The organism is Longimicrobium sp. (assembly GCF_036388275.1).
In the GTDB taxonomy this organism is placed as follows: domain Bacteria; phylum Gemmatimonadota; class Gemmatimonadetes; order Longimicrobiales; family Longimicrobiaceae; genus Longimicrobium.
Window position 1 is genome coordinate 262065 of record NZ_DASVSF010000113.1, and the last position, 23569, is coordinate 285633.

Genomic DNA, 23569 nt, shown 5'->3' on the forward strand with positions numbered 1-23569 from the left:
ATGAGCCTGAACCGAAGAGACCTGTTCCGCCTGCCCCTGGCGCGCCTGTCCGCCGCCGTGGCCGACGAGCCCCTGCAGCGCCCGCGCCCGGCGCCGGGGTCCGAGCCGGGGCTGCTGATGTCGCACCCCGAGGCCGCGCCCCCCCGGGTGAGGGTGATCGCCTACGGCCCGCTGGAGATCACCGAGTGCGAGGTAGACGACCTGGCGCTGCTGGAAACGATGGCGGGGCGGTGGCCCGTGCTGTGGGTGAACGTGGACGGCGTGGCGCACGCCCCCACCCTTCAGCGCATCGGCGACATCTTCGGCCTTCACCGGTTGGCGCTGGAAGACCTGGGCGAGCAGGCGCAGCGCCCCAAGGCCGAGGCGTACGACGACCACCTGTTCGTCATCACGCGAATGGCCCGGCTGACCCCCGCGCTGGACCTGGAGCAAATCGCCGTATTCCTGGGCGCCGACTTCGTTCTCACCTTCCAGGAGCGGCCCGGCGACGTGCTGGACCCGCTCCGCCAGCGCATCCGCAACGGCCACGGGCGGCTGCGGCGCGCCGGGGCGGATTACCTGGCGTACGCGGTGATCGACTCCATCGTGGATCACTACTTTCCCGTCACCGAAAGCTACGCCGACCGGCTGGACGACATCGAGGACGAGGTGGTGGGCCGGCCCACGCGCGACACCATGAACCGGCTGCACCTGGTGAAGCGCGACATGATGGCGCTGCGGCGCGCCGTCTGGCCCATGCGCGACGCGCTGAGCACGCTGGCGCGCGACCCGTCGTCCCTGATTTCCACAGAAACGCAGGTGTACTTCCGCGACACCCACGACCACGTCATCCAGATCCTGGACCTGGTGGAAACCTACCGCGACCTGGGGTCCTCGCTCACCGACCTGTACCTCTCGGCCGTGAGCAACCGAATGAACGAGATCATGAAGGTGCTCACCATCTTCGCGGCCGTGTTCATTCCGCTGGGGTTCATCACCGGCATCTACGGGATGGACGTGGAGCACCCCCGGGCGTGGTGGTGGGGGCTCCCCTTCATCTTCGGGCTGATGGCGGGCACCGCCCTCATCGTGCTGCTGTGGTTCGCCCGCAAGGGATGGCTGGCCCGGAACGAACCCTGAGCCACGCGTGCGGCGGGTAAAAAGTGGAAGTTTCTTGCTTGGCCGAACTTGTCCATTCACCTGCCGCGTCAGCTTCGCTCCTTTTGCAACCTGCCGTGCTGCACCGACTTGCGGCTTTGTCCGAAGACCGCACAGGAGTGGTGCGGCACGCCCGATCTGTCTGAAAACAATCGATTTGCAGCGCGTCGTGGTCGTTTCGGCGAGACGTCGGCGTCTACCTTCCGGGAGCCGGCGTCCGTTTCGCTCATCCTACCCTCCAGAGGACAACCCAATGATGATCCGCACCGTGATTGCGGCCCTGCCCCTCGTCCTCGTGCTTTCCGGCTGCGGCAGTTCCGTGACCGCGCCTGAGGAAGCGGAGACGACGACCGAAGTCTCCTTCTCCGGCCTCACCCCCGTCACCGATCCCGTCAAGGCCGACAGCTCGTCGCGCACCGGCGGCACGATGGGATCCGGGAACTAAACCGCGGCGAGCGGCGGGCCTGACTGCACCTCCAGCGCCGACACGAAACGGTCCGCGAGATCCAAGGTGCGCCGGGCGGCTTGCTGGGCCCGCGCCATCGCGGAGCGCCGCCGGATGGAATCCAGCGCGGCCTCCGCCGCCAGCACGATCTTGCCTTCGCGCCGGTCGCGGCCCGCGTCCATGGCCCGTTCGGCGTACGATTCGGCCACTTCCCAGTCCGCAAGGCTGGCCGCGCCGAAAGCCAGCCCCAGGAGCGCCCGCGCGGCGGAGTCTTCGCCGACGCCGGAGCGCAGCAACTCGTCCAGCCGCCCCGCCACGTCGCGGAACGTCGCTGCCTCGCCGGCCCCGCCCGCCGAACGGCCGATCATGCTCAGCACCAGCGCGCGCTCCGCCGCCGCGTGAAAGTGCGGCGCCAGCGCCTGCGCCACCCGGAGCGCCTCGGAAAACCTTCCCCGCAAAATCCAGTGGTACGCCACGTCGAACGCGAGGCGCGCGACCGCGCGGGAGTTGGCGCCGTACGCCGACAGCGCGAGTTCGGCGAAAACCTCGGTGGCTGGACCCGCCCCCGTTTCCAGCTCCACGCCGAACAGGTCGTGGTACGCGCTTCCCCGCAGCTCGTCCAGCCCGAACCGGTCGGACGCCTTGAGGCACCGCAGGTACGCCCGCTTGGCTGCCGGAAAGTTGCCCCGCTGGTAGTACAGGTTGCCGATGCCGGAGTAGGCGCGCGCATACACGCCGTGCTCGCCGCCGCGCCGGGCCTGTACGATCGCCCGGGCGTACCAGCTTTCCGCGCGGTCGTACTCCGCACGGCGGCGGGCCAGGCGGCCGACGGCATAGGCCAGCGCGGCGCTCTCGGGCGCCACCAGCGCCCCGGCCTGCGTGAATTCCAGCGCGGTGGCCAGGTGCCCCTGCTGCTCGGCCCACAGCGCCAGGCGCCGGCAGGCGTTCACCAGCAGGCGTTCGGGGATGGCGGCGGGGCTTTCCAGCACGCGCGCCATCACCGCCAGGGGAGCCGCCAGCTCTGGGTCGATGGAAAGCGCCTCCAGCTGCCGCGTCCGGCGTTCGGCGGCGGTCCCGGTGAACAGCCCGGATCGCCGGGCCGGCGGCGTCGACGCCCACAGCACCACGTCGCGCGCGCAGCGCCACAGCACCACCCCCAGCTCGCCCGCCACTTCGTCGACGATGCCCAGCGCGGGCATGGCCTCGGGCCCGCGGGTGAGCGCGGGCGGAACTCGCGTGCGGCGCCTGGCGGCGGGCACGGCCGGGCGGGACGACGGCATGGGCATGGTGGGTCGCGGAAGGGAGAACGCGATTTCGGCCGGAAACGTCTACTTCGTGAAGTTCATACCGATCGCCATCTCACGCAAGCCTGACGAGGCGAGGAACGGGTGGAAACGGCCGAGCCGCGGAGGGATCGATCCCCCCGCGGCTCGGCTCGTCCTGCACACGCCCGGCGACCTACGGGTTCGACGCCTCGAGCCCGATGTTCCAAATGCCTTCGTGCTGGGCCCGTGAAATGGGGATCCGCAGCTCCGGCTCGTCCGCGATCCGCACCCGCAGGAATCGATAGCGCGTGGGGACGGTAATGGCGTAGTCGGCCCGCGACGACGAGGCGTTGCGCACGCGCAGTCCGTCGGGCCGGGGCTCCAGCGATTCGGAGCGGCGCCCGGCGACGACCTGTGCCACGGCCTGTTCCGTATCGCGGAAGGTGAAGATGATGCCGCCCGCCCGCTGCCGCGACCGCACCTGCACGAGCACGTAGTTGCTGCCGGGGTTGAACGGCACCGGTGCCGAGGTGCCCGGCGCGGGGCCCTGCCGCTGCGCCTGCGGGCGCGGAAGCGGGGCGCGCTCCGCCGGCTTCACCGCGGCAGGGGCCGCGGCGGGCGCCGGCGCCACGGCCACCGGGGGTTCTTCGTGGCCCAAGACGCCCAGCACCTGCCGGGCGAAGGGGCCGGGCTGGTCTCCCGAAAGCGCCACGATGGCGCCGCCCACCCAGGCGCGCCCCGGCGGCGTGCCGAAGGCCACGGTGAGGAGGAGGGCGACGATGGCTGCGGCCTGCAGCATGGGGCGCTGCAGGAAGGGCGTGGCGGCCGGCCCGCGGTAGCGCGCGCGGCGAACCGCGGCCAGTGCCTGGTCGCGCCGGCCGGCGGGCACGGGCTCGTCCAGCGCGGAAAATAGCGAAGGAAGCGCCGCGAGTTCGTTTTCCACTCCCTGCAGCCGCGCCGTGCACGCCGCGCAGCCGGACACGTGGATCCGCGCGAGGCGGTGCTCGTCGCGGTCCATCAACCGGTCCATGTATCGAACGAGGTCGCCGTCCTCCAGGTGAGAACGCGGCCCACTGTCAGCAATCATCTCAAGCTCTCCGAAGTTGGCGCGAGCTCGGCGGCCAGCTTGTTGAGCGCGCGCGCCAGCATGGTGCCCACCGACCCCGTCGTGGTTCCTACCGCGGCGGCGATCTCGTGGTGGGCGAACCCCTCCTCCCTCATCAGCAGGACCGTCCGTTCCTTCAGGGACAGCCTGTCGAGCGCCGCGCGAACCGCCTTCTTGCGCTCCGCGCTCTCGGCGGCCGCGTCGGGCAGCGGCTGCACGTCGCCCATCGGCGCCCGGTCCGGCGACGCCGACAACAGCTTGAACCACCGCGTCCGCGCCCGCGCCGAGTCGCGCACCACGTTGGTGGCCACTGCGAACAGCCAGGCGCGCGGATGCCGGTCGGCCGGGGGCCGCTCCACCAGGCGGACGAACGCCTCCTGTGCGGCGTCGGCCGCCAGGTCGCTGTCGCCGGTAAGGCGCACGAGGTAGCGGAACAGCGCGTCGTAGTGCTCGTTGAAGAGCTCGGTAACGTTCAAGCGCTGTTCCGGTGAGGGCGAAGCAGGTGACAAGCAGATCCGTCCCTGAGCCGTGCGCTCACTGGTTCGGGTGTGGAACGGCTGGGCCGGCCGGTTTCTGACCGACGGCGGGAAATGCGCGGGAAGTTGGCGCGTGTGTGCAGAAACCTAACCGGCACCGCGCCCGGGCGGGAGGGGAGCCACCCGGTCCCGCGACCCTGGGGCGATCGGCCGCGTCCGTGATCATGGGGCCTTGTCCGCGCGGCGGATCTCGTTGACCAGCTGGTGCGCGCGGCGCGTCGTTTCCGGCTGGCGGTACCGGGGCGACAGGCGAAGCACCAGGTCCACCGCCGTTTCCAGGTCCATGCGGTGGCCGGCCGACACGTACACCGGCTTGGCCCCGGTCCGCGTCCGCAGCGCCACTCCCACCACTTCGCCCTCGTGCACGATGGGGCTGGTGTCGCCGCGCTCGCCGCCCAGCTCGCCGTGCGTGCCGACGAACAGGTTCTTGGCGCACCCCACGCTCGGCACGTCCCACAGCACCCCGCCGTGGCAGGCCAGGCCGAAGCGCCGGGGATGCGCGTAGCCCTGGCCGTCGAACACCACCACGTCGGGCTTCTGCTCCAGCCGCTCCCAGCACGCCTGCAGCGGCGGAAGCTCGCGGAACGACAGGTAGCCCGGAACGTAGGGAAAGCGCAGCTCGGCGGCGCTGGCGGACTGCTCCACCACCTCCAGCGTGTCGGCCCGCAGCACCACCAGTGCGGCGTATCCGTAGTGCTTGAAGCGCTCCACCGACACGTCGGCGCCGGCGACCAGCCGGGGCGAGAAGCCCGCCGGCGGATGACGGATGAGCTGTCCCCGCATCTCCTGCTGGATCTCGCGGGCCTGCGCCACGGTCATGTCCCAGCGGGGACGAGCGTCAGTTTCGGACACGGATGGTACTCATGGGTGGACAGTATACGCAAAAAGCGCGTGCGGGCCGCGCCACCGTGATGACCATCCCGGGGCCGCAACGGCGCGGGGGACGAACGGAAAGGTGGACACGCGGCGCAGGGCCGCTATCTTGCATTTCATCCACCTCGCAATCCCTCATCCGCACCCCGGCCGGAGTACCGCATGGAGCGAACCCGTTTTATCGAGCACAAGGGCAAGCGCATCCTGCTGCTGGACTATGCCGGCGCGCGGGACCCCGACGAGGCGGTGGCTTCCGTCCGCCAGTCGATGGAGTTCATCGCGCGGCAGCCGCTGAACTCGCTGCTGGTGATGACCGTGGTGCGCGATGCGCGCTACAACGCGGCCGTGCTGCAGGCCATGAAGGAGCTGGCCGCCCACAACGCGCCGTACGTACGGGCCAGCGCGGTCGTTGGGATGTCGGGGCTTCACCGCATCGCCTACCAGGCCGTGCTGATGTTTTCCAAGCGCAACATCAAGACCTTCGACGACGAGGCGCAGGCGCTGGATTGGCTGGTCAGCCAGGACTGAGGCGCCCCCGCCACGTGGATCGAGCCTTTCGCAGGAGGCCATCCGCCTGGCGCATTACTACCGCACCCACGTGGCTCCCGCCTCCGAGCCGGACTGAGCGCTGGCGTGATCCACGAAGAAGGCCCCGCCGCTCGGGATGAGCGGCGGGGCCTTCGCGCATGCCGCGGCCGGACGGCTTACTGCACCGAGACCAGCGTCACCTCGAACACGAGGATGGAATTGGGCGGAATGCTTCCCGCCGCCCTGTTGCCGTAGCCCAGGGACGGCGGAATGACCATCAGCCGCTTGCCGCCCACCTTCATCCCGGTAATGCCCTCGTCGAAGCCCGGAATGACCGCCCCGGTACCGAGCCGGAACGACAACGGCGCGCCGGAGGACAGCGAATCGAACACGCGGCCGTCGGGCAGCGAACCCTTGTAGTACACGCCCACCGTCTTGCCGCTCTGCGCCACCGCACCCGTGCCGACCGTCTTGTCGGCGTAGTACAGGCCGCTGGCGGTGCGCGTCATCGAATCCAGGTCTACGCCAAGGGTGGCGGCGAACCGGGTGTCCTCGATGCTCGTGGGAGAATCGCCGCACGCCCATGCAGCCAGGGGGAGCACGGCGAGGGCCAGGGCAAGAAGAATGCGACGCATGAGCCTCGGAAAGTCGGATGGTTTCACGGGTTGGAATCCCAATATAACACTTCGTCCAACTCGTTTCCACCGTTCATCCGGCCGCCGCGGGCGACGGATCGGGCACCGGCTCCAGCCTGGCCGTCCCGTCGGACTCCACCAGCCGCAGTAGCTGGCAGTTGGCGGGCATGAACTCGGCGAACCGGTTCGTCTCCTCGCCCGCGTAGTGCACCCGCGCCAGCCGGATGGGGGCGGTGTGGGTCACCGCCAGCGACACACGCCCGCGCCGGCGGATGCGCTCCAGCGCCGCGACCACCCGCTGGCGGACGGCGGGCAGCGTCTCGCGGCCATCCATCACGAACTTAGCCGGGTCTGCCTGCCAGCGCGCGAACTCCTCGGGAAACCGCTCGGAGATCTCGTCGTCCGTGAGCCCCGCCCAGGGGCCGACGTCCATCTCGCGGAGCGCGGCGTCCTCGTACAGCGGCAGCCCGCATGCTTCGGCCACGATCTCGGCCGTTTCGCGCGCGCGGGCGATGGGACTGCACCACACCTCGTCGATCCCCTGCTCGCGGACGCGCTCCGCCAGCTCGCGCGCCATCTCGCGCCCTGCGGGAAGCAGCGGCTCGGCGTCGATCCCCACGTTCACCCACCTCAGGTTGGCCGCCGTCACCCCGTGGCGGGCCAGGTACAGCCGTCCTGCGTTGCCCATGTTCGTCCCGTGCGGTGCGAAAAAATCCAGCTCCGGCCGGATGGAGTGCAACGCCCGCACCAGCTCACGATCGACAGGGCCGCACCCTGGACGCCCTGCGCCGGTTTTCCTAGCGCCGGCGCAGGAGCGAGGGAAGCTCCTGGAAATCCGCCGTCCGCGGCAGCGCCTGCAGCACCTCCGCCAGCTCGCCCGGCGGAACCATCAGCTTTCGCGTGTCCAGGTCCATCCACCCGCCCTGGATGGTGAGCAGCGCCGCCTCGCGCCCGTCCGCGCGCAGCACGTCCTGGTGCACGCGCCAGTGCGACACATCCGCCGAAAGGCCTGCGCAGCGCAGGGTGACCGTGAGCGAGTCGCCGAACCTCACCTCGCGCTTGTAGCGCACTTCCTCGCGCATCATCACCGGGCCAAAGCGAAGCTCCTCCAGCCGGGCCTGGGTGAAGCCCCGCCCCGCCAGCAGGCTGAAGCGCGTGTGGGTGGCGTACTCGCTGAACGCGGTGTTGCGCACGTGGCGGTTGCCGTCCAGGTCGGCCCAGCGCACCTCGAACCTGCACTCCCAGGCGGCATCGTCCCTCGTCATCTTCTCCCCGCGGTCCATCGGTTCATGGCTGCGGCGCGAACCTATGCCGGCATCCGGCGATGGACAATCCGCCTGGGGCTGAACTCCAAGCCTCGGCGGCGGTACTAGGGGGATCGTGCACCTTTCCCCTGCAGCCGGGACGAACATGCGCTGGCCGATCGCGGGACTTTGCGTCCTGGCCCTGACGGGATGCACCATCGCCGACGTCACCACGCCCCCAGGGCAGGACCGCCTGGTCGTGCAGGCCGTGCTGCGGACCAACCGGGTGGCGCAGCCCCTGATCCTCTACCGCTCCGTCGCCGCGAGCGAGGCACCTCCCGAGCGCGGGGCGCAGGTGGTGGTCACCCGCGACGACGGGGCCCGGTTCGTCTTTCGCGAGGCTCCGGTCGCGGCCTGCATTCCCGACGTTCCCAGCAACCCCGGGGGAACGCTGGGCGCCTGCTACGTAGGCCCCGGCGACCTGGGGTTCTGGGTGCTACCGGGCAGGACGTACGACCTGCAAGTGACCACCACGCGCGGCGAGGTGGCGCGCGGGCGCACGCAGGTGCCGGGGGCGTTCTCGCTGGTGGGCCTGCCCTTCGAGACACGCGAGCGCGTGGACGGCATCCCGCCCGAGCAGTGCCGGCTGCCGCCGGGCACCGTGGTGCCGGTGACGTGGACGCAGGCGCGCGGGGCGTGGGGGTACATTTCGCCGCTGCTCATCTTCGGCCTCTCCGCGCATGCCCAGTCGGGAGGGTTTCCCCCGCCGGCCGATCCGCTGGAGCTCGTGGGCGTGTCGGTGTCGTCCAGCGACACCACTACCCTGCTGCCGGACGAGTTCGGGGTCTTCGACCGCTTCAACCTGGACCAGGACCTCCTGCGCTTCCTGCAGGGCGGCTTTCCCAACGGCCTGAACCTGGTGCTGACCATTTCCGCCGCGGACCGCAACTACATCAACGGCGTCCGGGGAGGATCGTTCAACCCCTCGGGCCAGGTGCGCATTTCCAGCGTGGTCGGCGACGGCGTGGGGGTGTTCGGTTCGCTCGTGCCCCTCACCGCCCGAATGACGGTGGGCGGCAGCGGCGCCGTTCCGCCCTGCAAAGGCGGCTGAGTTTCGGGAGACGGAAGAATTGGGGAAATGCCGCCGGCCCGGGAGCGAGCTCCCGGGCCGGCGCTGCTTCAGCGCAGGGTGGCGCCGATGGAGTAGGTGACGGAAACCGACGCGCGGACCATCTGTTCGGCCGGGTTGATGGGGGTAGGCGCGCTTTCGGCCATGTTCGCCATCGCATCCCGGGCGTACATCACCGGCGGCTGCGGCACCATGCCGAACTCGGCCGTGTGCGCCTCGTGCACGGCGCCCAGCTGCACGCCCAGGGCGGCGGCGACGGACTCGGCATCGGCGCGGGCGCGGCGGACGGCGTCGGCGATGGCCTGCTGGCGGAAGCGCTGGGGATCGCGCAGGCCGAAGCGCACGCCGTGCACCCGGTTGGCCCCGGCCTGCAGCGCCGCGTCGATCACCTGGCCCACGCGGGCGATGTCGTGCAGCGTGGCCGACACGGTGTTCATCACCCGGTAGCCCCGGATGCGCGGCTCGCCCGATTCCATGCTGCGCGGGTCGTAGTCGGGAAACACGTTGTAGTCGCGTGTCTCGATGCGCTCGCGGGGCACGCCCGCCCTCACCAGTGCCGCGATCACCCGCTCCATCCGCTGCGCGTTCTCTGCCGCGGCGGCCTGCGCGGTGGCGCCCGTGGTCTCCACGGCAAAGTCCGCCGTCGCCTGGTCGGGGGCGGCGCGCACCTGCCCCGTGCCGGTCACGCGGATCACGCGCTCGGCGGCATTCGTCTGCGCAGCGGCGAACGGCGCGGCCACGGCGCTCGCGACGAGCACGGCCGCGAACAGGCCGGCATCTCTCATCCTCATCATCCTCATCCTCATCCTCCCATGTCGCTGATCTGTCCCATCGCCGCCGGAAGGGCGGCCCGGAAACGTTGATACCCTGCCATGCGGGGCGAGGTTGCGCCGGGTACAAAAGGGAGGGCCCGGAGCGGGGAGGCTCCGGGCCCATGGGGGGGGGGGAAGGCAGCGTCGAGGCGTAGGTGGGGTCGTGGTGCGGCGAGTCGAGGTAGGATGGGTACTGCGGATGAGAAAAGAACTGCCGGGCCACCGTCGCTGTCCCCCCCAAGATCGTTGTGCCCTGTCGGGCGCTAGCGACTCTCCAAAGGGCAAGGGCGGGGCCAAGGTGGGGCACATTGCAACATCCTTGATATCAAAGGACTTAAGCCCCCCTTGCGGTGCATCTGGGCGGGTATTGCCGTGGACACGGGGGGACAGGTGGGGCGGCGCTGTCCCACAGCATCGGCCCCGAAGTCTCATTCCAGGGGAACGGGGCCGCGCGACCGACGTATGAAGCGTTTCACTCTGTAACTCGCGGGCGGGACGGCGGATGGCCAGGAAGTACGGGATCAAGGAAGTGTTCGCCACGCTGCAGGGCGAAGGAGCGCAGGCGGGGATGCCCGCGGTGTTCCTTCGCTTCGCGGGGTGCAACCTGGGCTACGACGTGTGTCCGTGGTGCGACACCGACTGGGTGAAGGCCGAGTACACGCTCGACCTTGGGGACACGCTGGACCTCGTGCGCCGCACGGCGTGGGAGGGCTTCGGGGGGGAGGTTCCGGGGCTGCTGCTGGTGGCCACCGGCGGCGAGCCCAGCCTGCAGCTGGACCGCCCCCTGTCCGATGCGCTGCGGGAACGTGGCTACCGCATCTCCATGGAATCCAACGGGTCGCGCCCGGTGGACCGCTCGCTCGTGGACTGGCTGACGGTGTCGCCCAAGCAGGCGGAGTTCGCGCAGAAGGAGGGCGACGAGCTGAAGCTGCTGTTCACCGGGGGCGCCGTCCCGGGCATCACCCCCGACGCAGACGCGGTGCGCCGCATCGCCGCGGACACCCGGTTCGCCCACTACTTCCTGCAGGCGGTGGACGTGCCGACGGTGGGCGGGCCCAACTACGGCGAGGTGATCCAGACGGTGATGCAGCTGGGCCCGCCGTGGCGGCTTTCGGTGCAGACGCACAAGGTGGCGGGCATCCCGTAAGACCGGCGCCGTTGCCGGATCGTATCACCGCTCGCGTTGCCCCTCCCCCCGCCCCCTCCTCGCACGGAACTGCTGTGCGGAGAGGGGGTGAACTTCGATCGCGGTTCGACCGCTTCCGCGCATGCGCCGGCCGCCCCGTTGCCGTCTTGGGAGCGGTTCGAGGGCGGCCGTGCAAGCCGCCGGCTGCCCTCTCCCCCGGCCCCTCTCCCGCAAGCGGGAGAGGGGAGAATTCGATCGCACTTCGGCTGGCCTACTAGTGCACCCGCGAAGGCGGACTTCGGGCCGTCGTTGCCGCGAATTCATTCGCCCCAGCACGGCCGAGGCTCGACATCACCGGGCCTGCGACTTGCGCCAGCCGCCACCCCGCGCACCGGCGAAGGTGCAGTCGATCGATCAACGAAAACGGCGAGGATGTACGGATGGCGGGGATTCTGGACGGGAAGACGGCCGTGGTGACGGGCGGCAGCAAGGGCATCGGCTACTCGATCGGCGAGTACCTGGCCCGGGCCGGCGCCAACGTGGTGATCTCCGCCCGCAACGCCGACGAGGTGAAGACGGCGGCGGACAGGCTGAACGGGCTTGGAGCGGGTACCGTGATCGGCGTGCAGGCCGACGTGCGGAGCTACGAGGACGTGCAGCGGATGATCGCGGCGGCGGCGGAACTGGGAGACGGGCTCGACATACTGATCAACAACGCCGGCGTGGGCGGGTTTGCGCCGGTGGACCAGATCTCGGTCGATCTCTGGCACACGATCATCGAAACCAACCTGAACGGCGTCTTCTACTGCTGCCGCGAGGCCGTCCCCCACTTGCGGAAGCGCGGCGCGGGGTGGATCATCAATATCGGCTCGCTGGCGGGCAAGAACCCGTTCGCGGGCGGCGCGGCGTACAACGCCAGCAAGTTCGCCATCGTGGGCTTCAGCGAGGCGATGATGCTGGACGTGCGCGAGGACAACATCCGCACCAGCTACATCATGCCCGGGTCGGTGGCGACGTACTTCAACGACCACACGCCCAACGAGGCCGACGCCTGGAAGATCCAGCCCGAAGACATCGCGCAGATCGTGATGGACCTGCTGGCCATGAACCCGCGCACCCTCCCCTCCCGCGTGGAGGTTCGCCCGAGCCGCCCGCCCAAGCGCTGAGCGATGGCCGGCGAGGGCATGGGCGGCAGGGCGAAGGAGTCCGAGGGCAGGCGTGGGCCGAAGGTGCGGGCGATGATCTGGGACCTGGACGGCACGCTTTCCGACGACAAGGCGCGCGCGCATTTCGTGGAGGTTGAGCAGGGGCGGGCGCGCGACTGGAAGTCGTACTTCGACGCCATCGACACCGATCCGCCCATCGCCGCCTCGATGGAGGTGCTGCGGTCCATGCACGCGGCGGGAATCCGCATCATCTTCCTGACCGGCCGGCCCGAGCACACGCGCCCCAAGACGGAGCGCTGGCTGGTAGCGAACGGGCTGACGGACTACGACGCGCTGGTGATGCGGCCCGGGGGCGACTTCCGGCCGGCGGGGTTCTTCAAGGTCGAGGCGGTGGCGCGGCTGCGGCGGGAGTACGAGCTGGTGTGCGCCTTCGAGGACCGCATCGACGTCGCCGAGGCGCTGCGCCAGGCCGGCGTGCCCGTCTTCCTTTACGGCGCCGGCGCCGAAGCCGCCGCCGAGGCCCTGGAAGCGCTCGACGTCCGTCAGGACGACCTCACCTCCGGCAACGATCCGGAGAACGGAAAGCGGCAGCGGAAGAATCCCTGGTCGGCCGACCCACATAACTAGCGACACAGACGCGCACCGGCAGAACGGCTGCATGCCCAAGTGGTATGCAGCCGTTCTCGATTTCGCGCTGACGCCACCATTCCGTTCACGCCACAGACGAGATGCAACCTGGCCCGCAAGTGCTTGTCATTGCTGAACATCACGCTTGACAACCGCACAGCAGGAACACTATCCTGCACCTGCGTTCCGGTCGGACCGGACTACAAACGGAGTGACAACAAGGGAGGTCGGTATGGGCGACAATCGGAAGATGGCCGAGCTGATCCTCTACATCTCCGCGCGTTGTGAGAATGACGCGGCCTACGGATCGACGAAGCTCAACAAGATCCTGTTCTACGCCGACTTCCTGTTCTACGCGAACACGGGCGTCTCGATCACCGGCCAGGAGTACATGCGGCTCGACCGGGGACCCGCACCGCGTCGGCTGGTCGTGATTCGGAACGAACTGGTCGAGCAGGGCGCTCTGACGGTGCGCGACCAGAGCTACGGGCGGTGGCGGCAGAAGCGTCCGGTTGCCCATCGCCCGGCGGATCTCAGCGCGTTCACCCCCGATGAAATTGCGAGCGTGGATTCCGTGGTCCGTGAGTTCTGGGGCATGAGCGCAACGGAGGTGAGCGACCACTCGCACCGGTTCGATGGATGGAAGCTCGCGGAAGATCGCGAGACGATCCCGTATCCGACGGCCCTGATCTCCGACGAAGCTCCGTCCGAGGAAGATCACGCGATCGCTCTCCAACTGGGCCGCGAGTGGGCCGCTCGCCGGGCGGCGTGAACGCGCGATTGTGGAACCTGGTCGTTCCGCCCGAGGTTGCTGACCAGTTGGCCGCGATCGGTCCTGTCGGATACGACTGGAGTGACATCGTAATGTCGATCGAGTGGTATCTTACGCACGATCCCCTCACCGTCGGCTACGCCACGCAGGACGCTGCCGTCCGCCTACTGGTCCTCAGAAGGCCCGTGGGGCTACCCGGGATCAAGGTCTTCTTCGCGATCGACGGGGATACGGTCACCGCGCTGCGTGTGAAGTCTTCCTAACCACGCTGCCCTTTCGCCTCAGGAGTACCCGATGCTGATTCGGCAGACGCCAGATCTCTCGCCCGAGGGCATCGAGGAGGTTCTCGTGGAGATGCGAGCGCCTCCGGCTGACACCCCCGAACGGCGCGCCACGTTTCAGCGCGCACGCGCGGCGAGATTCCTCGTCGAGCAGGGATGGCGGCCACACCCGGATTCAGCTACCCGTAGCGCGTGCTGATGGGTGGGTGCCGCAAATATTGCCTTAAGACCGCAGGTGAACAGAGCGGGGCGGAGTTCCGCATGCAGTTGGAGCATGCGCGTACTGCACACGCGAGGCACTGGTTATTCACTTGTCTGTCGAAGCCACGTTTGGACTTGGATTTTGTCGCCAGCTAGACCGACGTGAAACCCGATGGGGGCAGTTTAGCACGTACTCCATGCTCCGTCAGTCACGCCTCATCCTGCCGAAGGTTGTCTAGCCACTCGGCATCACTTACTACGCGCACGTCGTTCGACGACAATATCGAGTCGACCTTCGCAGCTCCATACCGTTCGACGAGCATGTCGTACGTACCTCGATCGAGTTCACTCCATCGGTGTTGAAATGAGGTTTCGAAAAATTTCTCAATATCCGCAAACATTAATGCATCACGCGTTATACCGATTTCGTTGGTCCTGACGTCTGGGTAATGATACCTGTCGCGAAGCATGATGAATTCATCGGTGAAAAGTTGGTCCACCTCAGCTAGCGTCGTTACTCCGAACCTCCGCAGCTCATCCAACAGCATATTCCAGGAGGCGTCATGCTCCACAGGGATATACTGCATGTTCCGAAGCAGGCCCGCTCGGACCTGCAAATAGGCTCGGAGGCTGGTTGTATTTATCTCAATCGCAAGGTCGCCCTCGCGCGTTTTCTCGATCACATTCTGCGCGTAAGCGTCGACTTCAGCTGCGATCCGGTCAAGCTCTCCATCCAGCAGTTCGAGTGCTCCGGCTGCAACATGCAACCGACGCTGCAACTCCGAAGGAAGAACCCCGCCGAATTTATACTTCCGGCCATGTTCGACCTGAGCCCATGCGTGCTCGAGAGCAGTCCGGATTTGAAGCTCAAATCTCAAATCACCGAACGCTATGTACTCGCCTAAGCTGGTTCGTTCCGGTCCTAAGCTGCAGACAAGGTGCACAGAGCGATAGCCCACCCGGTCAACAGGCAACTGCCCACCCTTGTCAACGCTATGAGCGGGATCGATCAGGAACGCACTTCGAACCAAGCCGTCAACTCTAGCAACATCCGAACGTAAATACGTAACGACCCGAACGCCGCACAGGTCTGTCATATCGCGTAGCGGATCATCGTACTTCTTCCGCTGTTGCTTGCCGCTAAAGCTCTCGAGCGTTTTGGCCCGCGATGTGATGCTCAAGAATTCAATCCCTTGACCCTCTAGCAACTCTCTAAGAATCCCCTCCACAGTGCGTCCAAGGCGCTCAACCGTGGGGCGTAGAGTGGAATAGCGTGCTGATGTGCTCGGCGTGGGGAGTCCCTGTTCAATCATGATAGCCATAAGAGTCTTCGAACGTTCAGCGGTCGCGGTCCAGCATGCTGCCCTCGTGCACGGCGTGGTCGCGGGCAGTTTCCTGGCTGCTCTCGTTGCGCTCGGACTTCTCGTACTCGGCGGTGATGCGTGCCATCATCTCGTCACGCCGGTCGAACAGGCGCTTGGGGGTGCGCGGCGCGTGCTGGTCCAGCGCGTACGCCGCCAGGATAGGAAGGGCCACGGTGGAATCCAGGTAGCACACCACCGCGTCGGGGAGGCGGTCGGGGTCGATCTTGCCCCAGCTGACCGCCTCGGCCGGGGTGGCGCCGGAAAGGCCGCCGGTGTCGGGGCGCGCGTCGGTAATCTGCAGGAAGTAGTCGTGGCCGCGCTCGTCGATGCCCATCACCTCCTGGATCTGCGGCTCCGTTTGCAGCGCGAAGTTCTTGGGCGAGCCACCGCCCAGGATCCAGATGGCCGACTTGCCGCCGCTGCGCTTGGCATCCAGGACGATCGCCGCCGTCTCGTTGACGTCGGCGTTGACGTCGAACATCAGCTTGTTTCCCTGCAGCGCCTTGGCGGCCACGTTCATGCCGATGGACGAGTCGCCCGGGGACGAGGTGTAGATGGGCACCGCGTGCTCGTACGCGGCGGCCAGCAGCGACTTGCGGCCGATGCCCAGCTCCTGCTCGCGCGCCGCGATGTACTTGCCGCACAGGTAGTGGAACTCGGCGCTGGACATGGGACGCTGGAACTCGTCCGCTGTGATGATCTTGCGGAAGAACGCGTCGGTGTCGAGCAGCACGGAGTAGTCGAAGAAGATGTCGTAGATGCGAACGACCTCCTCCTCGCGCAGCACGGTGTCGCTGATCTGCGGCGAGCCCTGGCGCAGCTCCAGCCCGATGCCGAAGTGCGTGTCGTGGTACAGGTTGGCGCCGGTGCTGATGATCCAGTCGATGAACCCGGCCTCGATCAGCGGGATCACGGCGCTCATCCCCAGGCCTGCCGGGGTGAGCGCGCCCGTCATCGTCACGCCGACGGTGACGTCGTCCTCCAGCATCTTCCGGGTAAGAAGATGGCACCCCTCGCGGAGCCGGGCCGCGTTGTACGCCTGGAACGTCCCGTCCACCAAGTCGGTGACGGAGAGCCCCGGAACGATCTTGGTGGGCTCGATCCGCCGGCCCGAGAGGAACTTCGATCGTGACATCGTCTGGTACGTAGAGAGGTACGAAAGATACGGATAGCAGGTCGCCGGTCCCGAGGCACGGGCGACTGAAGTCGCTGCAACAAACACACGAAGTCCGCCTTCGCGGACTACCTGCTCCGGTGCTTCACCACCGATGTGGCACGCCCCGAGCCCCGCTGTTCCCCCTCTCCCCTGCGAAGCGGGGGAGAGGGCCGGGGAGAGGGGGCTCCCACGGCAGGCACGGCACCCCGTCGAAATCCAATCGAAGTTCTCCCCTCTCCCACGCAGGTTGCGAAGGAGGGGTTGTGGGAGGGGCGCCCTACTGCGCGTCGGCCTTTTCCGGCGAAGCTGGCGTTCCCTCCGCCGTGCCCGCCGTTCCCGACCGCGACGCCTTGCTCCGTCGGGGCGGCCTGCCGCTCGTGGCCGAAATCTCGTCGTAGCAGCGCACGATCGTCTGCACCGCCTCTTCCAGCGAGTCCGTCACCACCAGCATGTTCACGTCCTCGGGCGAAATCTTGCCCTCCGCCAGCAGGGTGCCGCGGATCCAGTCGATCAGCCCTTGCCAGTACGCGGTGCCCACCAGAACCACGGGGAAGTCGCGCACCTTGCCCGTCTGGATCAGCGTCAGCGCCTCGAACAGCTCGTCCATCGTCCCGAAGCCGCCCGGGAAGATGATGAACGCCTCCGCGTACTTCACGAACATCGTCTTGCGGACGAAGAAGTACCGGAAGTTGATGGCGACGTCCACGTACGGGTTGATCCCCTGTTCGAACGGAAGCTCGATGTTGCAGCCGATGGACTGCACGCCGGCGTCGCGCGCCCCACGGTTGGCGGCCTCCATCACTCCCGGCCCGCCGCCGGTGATGATGCCGAACCCCGCCTCGCCCAGCAGCCGCGCAGTTTCACGCGCCGCCGCGTATTCGGGGTGGTCCGCCGGGGTGCGCGCCGAGCCGAAGATGGTCACCGCCGGGCCGATGCGCGCCAGCGTGTCGAACCCCTCCACGAACTCGCCCATGATACGCAGCACCCGCCACGGATCGGACCTCGTGAAGTCGAGCGATTCGGGCTGCTCCGCCGGCGACTGCAGCAGCCGCTCGTCTTCGGTGGACGTGCGCGTGCGCTGCGCGACGTTCAGCGTGGGGTTGTCCTGTTCCGCCATCAGTGGTGTACGCATGGGTGTGTCGGGGCCGGACCGGCTCCGGCCAAGGGGCACAAGATAAGCGCCCGCGCCGTCCACGCAAAAAGCGGGACTCGCGCGGCGGCCCGCGGCGCACCATTGTTCCGCCCGGAGAACATGCGGGCGACACTCCTGACGGATGGGGCGGATGAGGATGACCAGGACGCGCCGCGCGGCGGCGCGCGCGGTTGCGATCGGAGCATGGCTGGCGTTGGCCGCGGGATGCCGCGACCGGGGCGAGCAGCCCAAGGGCGACGAGCAGATCGACGTGGGGACCATCCCCCGGAACGTCGAGGTGCGGCTGTACGTGGCCACCGACTGGGCGTGGAACGAGGAGGACGCCCTTCGCGTCACCGTCGTCAACGGCACCGACCAGCCGCTGACGGGCGCCAAGCTGAACCTGTTCGTCGGTGCTCCCGTCGACGTCCGCGTCGATTCGGCCGCCGCGAACACCGATAGCGCGCCCAGGCCGGAGATGATGTCGTCCGGCGAGGGGACGCGGGTGATTTTTTCCATCGGCACGCTGGCGCCGGGGCAGAGCGGCGAGTTCGCGCAGGCCATCCGCACGCCGCCGGCGCCCCGTCCCCCACTCTCGGAGGAGCGCGACACCTCGACGTCGTTCCCCGTGCGCGCGTGGGTGACCGCCGCGGACCAGCGCGAGCTGGTGACCGCGCAGGACACCATCCGCATCCGCGCGGGCTCGGACGTGGTGGTGGGCGGTTGCGGGGGGATCAAGGACGTGTCGGTCACGCGCTACGGCATCGGCCCCGTGCGGCTGGACATGAAGGCCTCGGACGTGCGGACGCTCTGCCCCGAGGCGCGCGACACCGCGTGGCGCGGACAGGAGGGGATGCCCGAGAAGGGGCTGGCTGTGGCGCTGGCGAAGCATCCCGTGCTCCTCGTCCTCTCGAACGACCGGATCTCGCGGATCGTGGTCGACACCGCCGGGCTACGCACGGGCGCGGGGGTGGGCGTCGGGGCCACGCTGGCGGACCTGCGCGCCCGCTACGCCGTGCTGTGCACCGGCCAGGGCGATGGCGGGGTGGCGTTGTGGTCGCCCGTGGCCCCGGGCATCAGCTTTGGGCTGGACACCGCCGCGACGGCGGAGTGGAGCACGCGGCGCCTGCCCCCCGACTCCCTTCCCGAGCAGGCAAAGGTCACGTCGATGTGGGTGCGCAAGGGCGATGACACCTGCCCGCCGGCGCAGCAGGCCCGATGAAACGAACGAATCCCGAGAACCGAAAGAGGGCGGAGTGAGGATACCAATGGCGGTCCTGGCCGACGAGGCCAACGTTTCGCAGGAAGGCAAGCTGAACGTGATGGGGATCTTCGACCGCATTGCCGCGGCCGATTTTCCCGTGATGCACCCAAAGATGGTGTTCGCCTTTCGCGTGGAGGCCGCGCACGGCGACGGCGGGCGGGGCTTTCCCGTGAACGTGGAGCTGCTGGACCCCGAGGGTGCGGTGCTGTTCCAGGCAGGGGGCGAGATGATGGCGCCGCGCGTGCCCGCGGGCGAGTTCACCACCAGCAACCAGGTGTTCACGCTGGTGGGGCTTCAGTTTCCCAAGGCAGGCCTGTACCGCTTCGTGGTGACGGTGGGCGACGCCGAACCGCACGAGACACCGTTCCTGGTGCAGTCCACCGCTAACGACCCGATGATGAACTAGGGCGGCGGACACACCGATAGCCTGTCATCCTGAGCCCCAGGCGCGCCGAACTGGCCCGTACACCATCCGTCGCGGGGCGAAGGATCTAGCCTGAGGCACATCCCCGCTGGGGCGCGGCAGCGACACGAAAACCCAAGCCGCGTCTTCATCGGACCCGAAACGCGTGGAGGCCGGACTGGGAGCGTCTGGCAGGGCGCGGCGCATGCCTCGGGCGCCCCCCTCTCCCAACCTCTCCCCCGTAAACTGCACGGGGGAGAGGAGCCAGTCCGGTGCTCGCGGCGGAGTGCCGGGTGAGGGCTGGCCTCGTCTCGTGCGTCGCGATCAGTCCAGCGCATGCCCCGGCTGCCCTCTCCCCCCGGCCCCCTCTCCCGCAAGCGGGCGAGGGGGAGAATTCGATCGCGCTCCCACCGCTACCGTGTGCATCCTGTGGGATCGTTTCCGGCGCGGGCGTTGCGGAAGGTTTCGCCACGACCTCCATGCGCGCCGCGCAGCTGCATCCATCACCCGGAGCCCCGCATCATGCGGTTCAGACTCGCCCTGCTGGCCGTTGCACCCCTCGCGCTGGCGGCCTGCCCGCCCGCGCGGGAAACCGCGTCCGTCCCCCCGCCTCGCGCCAACCCGGGCGACGCGCGTCCGCTGGACACCACGCCATGGCAAATCGCGGGTCCCAGCCGGGCGATGTGCGCCCGGGTCGACGTGGGCCTCACGCTCCCTGACGGGTTCTGCGCCGTGGTGGTGGCCGACAGCCTGGGACCGGTGCGGCACCTGGACGTGTCGGCCAGCGGCGACGTGTATGCCTCGCTTTCCGGGCGGCGCGACGGCCCCGCGGGCGTGATCGCCTTGCGCGACGCGGACGGGGACGGACGCGCGGAGGTGCGGCAGAAGTTCGAGAACCGCGCGGGCAGCGGCCTGCAGATTCACGATGGCTGGCTGTACTTCGCGATGAACGACGGCGTCGTGCGGTGGCGGCTTACGCCCGGCCAACTGGTGCCGCCGGGGCAGCCGGATCTGCTGGTCAGCGGCCTGCCGGTGGGCGGGCACGCCTCCAAGGCGCTGGCGTTCGACGGGCGCGGCGGCATGTTCGTCAGCATCGGGTCGATGTCCAACGCCTGCTAGGAACAGGATCGCCAGAGCCGCTCCGCCGGCCGCGACCCCTGCCCGGAGCTGGCCCCGCGCGCCGGCATCTGGCGCTTCGATGCCAATCGCGCGAACCAGGCGCCGGCGGCCGGCGAGCGCTGGGCCACCGGCATCCGCAACGGCTACGCGCTGGATTTCCATCGCGCGACGGGCGTGCCGTTCACCGTTTCGCACGGGCGCGACAACCTGAGCTCCAACTGGGCCTTCACCGAACAGCAGAACGCCGACGTTCCCGCCGAAGAGATGTTCCGCCTGGACCGCGGCACCGACGGGGGCTGGCCGTACTGCTACTTCGACCCCGGCGCGCGGCGGAAGGTGCTGGCGCCCGAGTACGGCGGCAACGGCACGCAGGTGGGCCGCTGCACCGGCAAGGCCACCCCGGCGTACGCGTTTCCCGCGCACTGGGCGCCCAACGATCTGCTGTTCTACACGGGCACGCAGTTCCCCACGCAGTACCGCGGCGGCGCGTTCGTGGCCTTCCACGGCTCGTGGAACCGCGCGCCGCTTCCGCAGCAGGGCTTCAACGTCGCCTTCCTGCCCATGACCGCCGCGGGGGCGCCGAGCGGACCGCACTCCGTCTTCGCGCAGGCGCCGGTGCCCGCGCCGGGGCAGCAGGGCGGCGCCCGGCACCGGCCCACCGGGCTGGCGCAGGGGCCGGACGGCTCGCTCTACGTGTCGGACGACGCGGGAGGCCGCATCTGGCGGATCATGTACGTGGGCGAGCGCTGAACGATGGAGGAGATCCGCATCCGGACGCACCGGCGCGGCGAGATGCTGGACATCACCGGCCGCGTGCGCGAGATCGTCGCGCGGTCGGGGATGGACGAGGGCGTGGTGGTGCTGCAGAGCCTTCACACCACGGCCGCGCTCACCATCAACGAGAACGCCGACCCCGACGTGGTGCACGACCTGCTGGGCAAGCTCGAGCAGCTGGTCCCCAAGGACGAGGCGTTCTACCGCCACGACGAGGGGAACAGCGACAGCCACCTGAAGACCAGCTTCTTCGGTCCATCGCTCATGGTGATCGTCAGCGGCGGGCAGCCGGTGCTGGGGACGTGGCAGGGGATCTGGTTCTGCGAGTTCGACGGGCCGCGCGAGCGCCGCGTGGCCGTGCAGCTGCTGCGGGCATGAGCGGCGAGGCGACGCCTTCACCCCTGCGGTCGATGGTTCGCCTGGTGGCGCGGGGTATACAGGCGCGCCGGTCGGGCGCGACGCTGGACCTGGCGGCCATCCCGCGGCGGAAGCTCTCCGCCGAGCGCGCCGGCATCGAGATCGATCCGCGTCACGTGCAGGCGTACGCCGCCGCGACGGACGGGGAGCGCATCGGGGGATTCGGGGAGGGAGCCGGCGCGGTTCCGCCGTTCTACTGCGCCACCTGGGAAACGGCGCTGGCGCTGCAGATGTTCGCGGGGATGGAGCAGCCGCTGCCGCTGGGCGCCATCGTCCACGTGTCTACGGACCTGGTGTGGGCGCGGCCCCTGCGCTCGGGCGACGCCGTCCGGTGCCGGGTGGAGCTGGACCGGGTGGAGCCCGCACGCCGCGGCTTTCGGATGACCGTGCTCGCCCGCAACTGGCTGAGTGCCGGCCAGCTCTGCTGCCAGTCCACGAGCGTCTTCCAGGTGAGGACGGGCGGCACGGACAATTCCGAGCGCGCCCATTCCCGCTCGGCGGATCGCACCGGCCCCGCTGTGCCCGAGGACGGCTGGACCGAGCTGGTGCGCTGGGATTTGTCAGGGAGCGCGGGCCGGCGCTACGCCCGCGTTTCCGGCGACTACAACCCGATCCACCTGTGGGGGCTGACGGCGCGCCCGTTCGGCTTCCGCGCGCCCATCCTGCACGGCTACTGCATCGCCGCCCGCGCCGCCCACACGCTGATCGAGCACTGCCTGGGCGGCGACCCCGGCGCGCTGCGGCGGATGCGCATCGCCTTCCGGGCGCCCCTGCCCCTCCCCACCACGGCCCGTCTGCTCGTCAACGACAACTCGCCCGAACACTGGTTCCGCGTAGCCGCCCCCGGCGAGGGCCCCGTCTACGCCGAAGGCACGTACGGCGGCATTCGCGAGACGACGTAGCCCGGTGGGTGGAGACCTCCGTCACCGCGGCGACGCGGCGAGTGACGCGACCGCGGGCGAGTTCTGCCCGACGCTCACCGTCCGCAATGGTACCCGCGCTCCTCGGCCCGTGCGGACGCCCAGCACCTCGCCCCCGCTCTCCACTAAAGCTTTGACGATAGGTTGCGCGCGCGGGTTTTCCCTCACCAGGATCGGCATCCGGATGCGCCACCGGCTTACGATCCATCCGCCCGCGGGCAGCTGCACGAAGTCCACGCGCCCGCCCAGCCGGGCGTCGGAGCTGGCGAAGGGCAACCGCGTGTAGGTGTACTCCAGGTAGCGCAGGTGCCCCGTCTGCCCATCGAGCCACAGCGTTCCCTGCACGTCGGGAAGCCGTCTGTCGCGCACGGGAGCGAACGCCAGCCCCACCATCCCCGCCTCGGTGCCGCGGCCCCGGATCAGGCTGAAGCAGTGGTGGTCCAGAAAAGCGTCGGACAGCAGCGTGGGCGCGTCCGGGGCGCGAAACACGATGGAATCGCCCTCGACTTCCATGTAGCCGTGCGTCACCAGCCGCTCGACGGGTGTCGCGAACGGCTGGCGGCTGTACCCCGACTGGACCGATGAGGTGGAATCGACGATCGCAAGCCTGGGAAATGCCAGCGTGCGCCGGAACAGCCGCACCCGAAACTCGTAGGCGCCTGCCCGGCCACCGAGGTGGGTGGCGTCGAGCGCTTTCCGTGCTTCGTCCCACACGCGCGCCGCCTGCTCACCGTTCTCGGGGCGGATGGTGCACGCCCGCGGCACACCCCGCGCAACCACGGCGTCCAGCGTCACGTGGACGGGCGACATCGAAAGCTGCTGCCTGACCTGCTCCCCAGAGTCCAGTGCCAGCGCGGGCGAGGAGGCGGCCGCGTACCCCACCCGCTCGGCGCGGACGCGGTAGGTTCCGGGCGCGGGAACCTGCAGGCTGTACTGCCCCTGCGGATCACTGAGCACGGCTTCCCGGCGCCTTCCCAGCGAGTCGACCAGCGCGACCACCGCACCCTGAATCGGCTCGCCGGTCGCAATCTCCACGACGGTTCCACCGACGGTTTGCGCGGAGAGCTGGGCGGAGGCGATGAGGGCGAGAGCGATGGTGAAGAGCAGCACGCGCATACCGCTACGTTGCATGGCTCCG

The 23569-nt window shown here is 69.0% G+C and carries 27 protein-coding genes; 15 read left to right on the forward strand and 12 right to left on the reverse strand.

Annotated elements, in window-relative coordinates:
- Both corA and VF632_RS27560 read left to right on the forward strand, forming a co-directional pair.
- The gene (gene corA, locus VF632_RS27555; RefSeq protein ID WP_331026179.1) at window positions 1-1119 is read left to right on the forward strand and encodes a magnesium/cobalt transporter CorA; all 1119 of its coding nucleotides are present in this window, start codon (window positions 1-3) and stop codon (window positions 1117-1119) included.
- Between the two features lie 271 nt (window positions 1120-1390).
- Window positions 1391-1582: a hypothetical protein gene (locus VF632_RS27560; protein ID WP_331026180.1), complete on the forward strand. Its 192-nt coding sequence runs from the start codon at window positions 1391-1393 to the stop codon at window positions 1580-1582.
- Here VF632_RS27560 and VF632_RS27565 read toward each other — a convergent pair.
- From VF632_RS27565 to nfi, 4 genes are all read right to left on the reverse strand, one after another.
- Entirely contained in the window at window positions 1579-2868 is a 1290-nt protein-coding gene (locus VF632_RS27565) for a tetratricopeptide repeat protein (protein WP_331026181.1), read from the reverse strand. The two genes, VF632_RS27560 and VF632_RS27565, sit on opposite strands and share 4 nt — an antisense overlap.
- A gap of 172 nt (window positions 2869-3040) precedes the next feature.
- Window positions 3041-3934 (reverse strand): hypothetical protein, encoded by an 894-nt coding sequence (locus tag VF632_RS27570; protein WP_331026182.1) that lies wholly within the window; start codon window positions 3932-3934, stop codon window positions 3041-3043.
- Window positions 3931-4428, reverse strand: a complete 498-nt coding sequence (locus tag VF632_RS27575; protein ID WP_331026183.1) for an RNA polymerase sigma factor — start codon at window positions 4426-4428, stop codon at window positions 3931-3933. Before VF632_RS27575 ends, VF632_RS27570 begins: the two co-directional genes overlap by 4 nt.
- 222 nt (window positions 4429-4650) lie before the next feature.
- The gene (nfi, locus tag VF632_RS27580; protein WP_349264041.1) at window positions 4651-5307 is read right to left on the reverse strand and encodes a deoxyribonuclease V; all 657 of its coding nucleotides are present in this window, start codon (window positions 5305-5307) and stop codon (window positions 4651-4653) included.
- A 216-nt stretch (window positions 5308-5523) separates the two neighbouring features.
- Between nfi and VF632_RS27585 the strand changes: the two genes are divergently transcribed.
- A complete protein-coding gene (locus tag VF632_RS27585) occupies window positions 5524-5889 on the forward strand; it encodes an STAS/SEC14 domain-containing protein (protein ID WP_331026185.1) in 366 nt (121 codons plus the stop codon).
- Between the two features lie 176 nt (window positions 5890-6065).
- Here VF632_RS27585 and VF632_RS27590 read toward each other — a convergent pair whose 3' ends face one another.
- The 3 genes from VF632_RS27590 to VF632_RS27600 all read right to left on the reverse strand — a co-directional run bounded on the left by VF632_RS27590 (window position 6066) and on the right by VF632_RS27600 (window position 7789).
- Window positions 6066-6524, reverse strand: a complete 459-nt coding sequence (locus VF632_RS27590; RefSeq protein ID WP_331026186.1) for an FKBP-type peptidyl-prolyl cis-trans isomerase — start codon at window positions 6522-6524, stop codon at window positions 6066-6068.
- A gap of 73 nt (window positions 6525-6597) precedes the next feature.
- Window positions 6598-7212: a histidine phosphatase family protein gene (locus VF632_RS27595; RefSeq protein ID WP_331026187.1), complete on the reverse strand. Its 615-nt coding sequence runs from the start codon at window positions 7210-7212 to the stop codon at window positions 6598-6600.
- Between the two features lie 109 nt (window positions 7213-7321).
- Entirely contained in the window at window positions 7322-7789 is a 468-nt protein-coding gene (locus tag VF632_RS27600) for a thioesterase family protein (protein WP_331026188.1), read from the reverse strand.
- A 145-nt stretch (window positions 7790-7934) separates the two neighbouring features.
- On the opposite strand from VF632_RS27600, the gene VF632_RS27605 reads away from it, so the two are divergent.
- A complete protein-coding gene (locus VF632_RS27605; protein ID WP_331026189.1) occupies window positions 7935-8879 on the forward strand; it encodes a hypothetical protein in 945 nt (314 codons plus the stop codon).
- Window positions 8880-8947: 68 nt separating this feature from the next.
- Here the strand turns inward: VF632_RS27605 and VF632_RS27610 are convergent, their stop codons facing one another.
- The gene (locus VF632_RS27610; RefSeq protein ID WP_331026190.1) at window positions 8948-9691 is read right to left on the reverse strand and encodes an SIMPL domain-containing protein; all 744 of its coding nucleotides are present in this window, start codon (window positions 9689-9691) and stop codon (window positions 8948-8950) included.
- 520 nt (window positions 9692-10211) lie between these two features.
- Between VF632_RS27610 and VF632_RS27615 the strand changes: the two genes are divergently transcribed.
- The 5 genes from VF632_RS27615 (at window position 10212) to VF632_RS27635 (ending at window position 13663) form a co-directional block, all read left to right on the forward strand.
- A complete protein-coding gene (locus tag VF632_RS27615) occupies window positions 10212-10856 on the forward strand; it encodes a hypothetical protein (RefSeq protein ID WP_331026191.1) in 645 nt (214 codons plus the stop codon).
- Between the two features lie 419 nt (window positions 10857-11275).
- The gene (locus tag VF632_RS27620; protein WP_331026192.1) at window positions 11276-12001 is read left to right on the forward strand and encodes an SDR family oxidoreductase; all 726 of its coding nucleotides are present in this window, start codon (window positions 11276-11278) and stop codon (window positions 11999-12001) included.
- A 3-nt stretch (window positions 12002-12004) separates the two neighbouring features.
- Window positions 12005-12628, forward strand: coding sequence for an HAD family acid phosphatase (locus VF632_RS27625; RefSeq protein ID WP_331026193.1), 624 nt, complete (start codon window positions 12005-12007; stop codon window positions 12626-12628).
- Between the two features lie 232 nt (window positions 12629-12860).
- Window positions 12861-13400, forward strand: coding sequence for a Panacea domain-containing protein (locus tag VF632_RS27630; protein ID WP_331026194.1), 540 nt, complete (start codon window positions 12861-12863; stop codon window positions 13398-13400).
- Window positions 13376-13663 carry a hypothetical protein gene (locus tag VF632_RS27635; RefSeq protein ID WP_331026195.1) on the forward strand — a complete coding sequence of 96 codons (288 nt, stop codon included), beginning with the start codon at window positions 13376-13378 and terminating at the stop codon, window positions 13661-13663. Before VF632_RS27630 ends, VF632_RS27635 begins: the two co-directional genes overlap by 25 nt.
- A 428-nt stretch (window positions 13664-14091) precedes the next feature.
- On the opposite strand, the gene VF632_RS27640 is transcribed toward VF632_RS27635, so the two are convergent.
- The 3 genes from VF632_RS27640 to VF632_RS27650 all read right to left on the reverse strand — a co-directional run bounded on the left by VF632_RS27640 (window position 14092) and on the right by VF632_RS27650 (window position 17519).
- Window positions 14092-15204, reverse strand: a complete 1113-nt coding sequence (locus VF632_RS27640; protein ID WP_331026196.1) for a hypothetical protein — start codon at window positions 15202-15204, stop codon at window positions 14092-14094.
- Between the two features lie 16 nt (window positions 15205-15220).
- Window positions 15221-16381, reverse strand: coding sequence for a homospermidine biosynthesis protein (locus VF632_RS27645; protein ID WP_331026197.1), 1161 nt, complete (start codon window positions 16379-16381; stop codon window positions 15221-15223).
- Between the two features lie 298 nt (window positions 16382-16679).
- Entirely contained in the window at window positions 16680-17519 is an 840-nt protein-coding gene (locus tag VF632_RS27650; protein WP_349264042.1) for a TIGR00730 family Rossman fold protein, read from the reverse strand.
- A gap of 172 nt (window positions 17520-17691) precedes the next feature.
- Here VF632_RS27650 and VF632_RS27655 point away from each other — a divergent pair, with 172 nt between their 5' ends.
- From VF632_RS27655 to VF632_RS27680, 6 genes are all read left to right on the forward strand, one after another.
- Window positions 17692-18756, forward strand: a complete 1065-nt coding sequence (locus tag VF632_RS27655) for a hypothetical protein (protein WP_331026199.1) — start codon at window positions 17692-17694, stop codon at window positions 18754-18756.
- Between the two features lie 46 nt (window positions 18757-18802).
- The gene (locus tag VF632_RS27660) at window positions 18803-19204 is read left to right on the forward strand and encodes a DUF6941 family protein (protein WP_331026200.1); all 402 of its coding nucleotides are present in this window, start codon (window positions 18803-18805) and stop codon (window positions 19202-19204) included.
- Between the two features lie 519 nt (window positions 19205-19723).
- Window positions 19724-20320 carry a hypothetical protein gene (locus VF632_RS27665; protein ID WP_331026201.1) on the forward strand — a complete coding sequence of 199 codons (597 nt, stop codon included), beginning with the start codon at window positions 19724-19726 and terminating at the stop codon, window positions 20318-20320.
- 174 nt (window positions 20321-20494) lie between these two features.
- On the forward strand, window positions 20495-21070 hold the full coding sequence (locus VF632_RS27670) for a hypothetical protein (protein ID WP_331026202.1): 576 nt from the start codon (window positions 20495-20497) through the stop codon (window positions 21068-21070).
- Window positions 21071-21073: 3 nt separating this feature from the next.
- Entirely contained in the window at window positions 21074-21472 is a 399-nt protein-coding gene (locus tag VF632_RS27675) for a secondary thiamine-phosphate synthase enzyme YjbQ (RefSeq protein WP_331026203.1), read from the forward strand.
- Window positions 21469-22413 carry a MaoC/PaaZ C-terminal domain-containing protein gene (locus VF632_RS27680; RefSeq protein WP_331026204.1) on the forward strand — a complete coding sequence of 315 codons (945 nt, stop codon included), beginning with the start codon at window positions 21469-21471 and terminating at the stop codon, window positions 22411-22413. Before VF632_RS27675 ends, VF632_RS27680 begins: the two co-directional genes overlap by 4 nt.
- Window positions 22414-22434: 21 nt before the next feature.
- On the opposite strand, the gene VF632_RS27685 is transcribed toward VF632_RS27680, so the two are convergent.
- Window positions 22435-23562, reverse strand: coding sequence for a carboxypeptidase-like regulatory domain-containing protein (locus VF632_RS27685; RefSeq protein WP_331026205.1), 1128 nt, complete (start codon window positions 23560-23562; stop codon window positions 22435-22437).
- Between the last annotated feature and the right edge of the window lie 7 nt (window positions 23563-23569).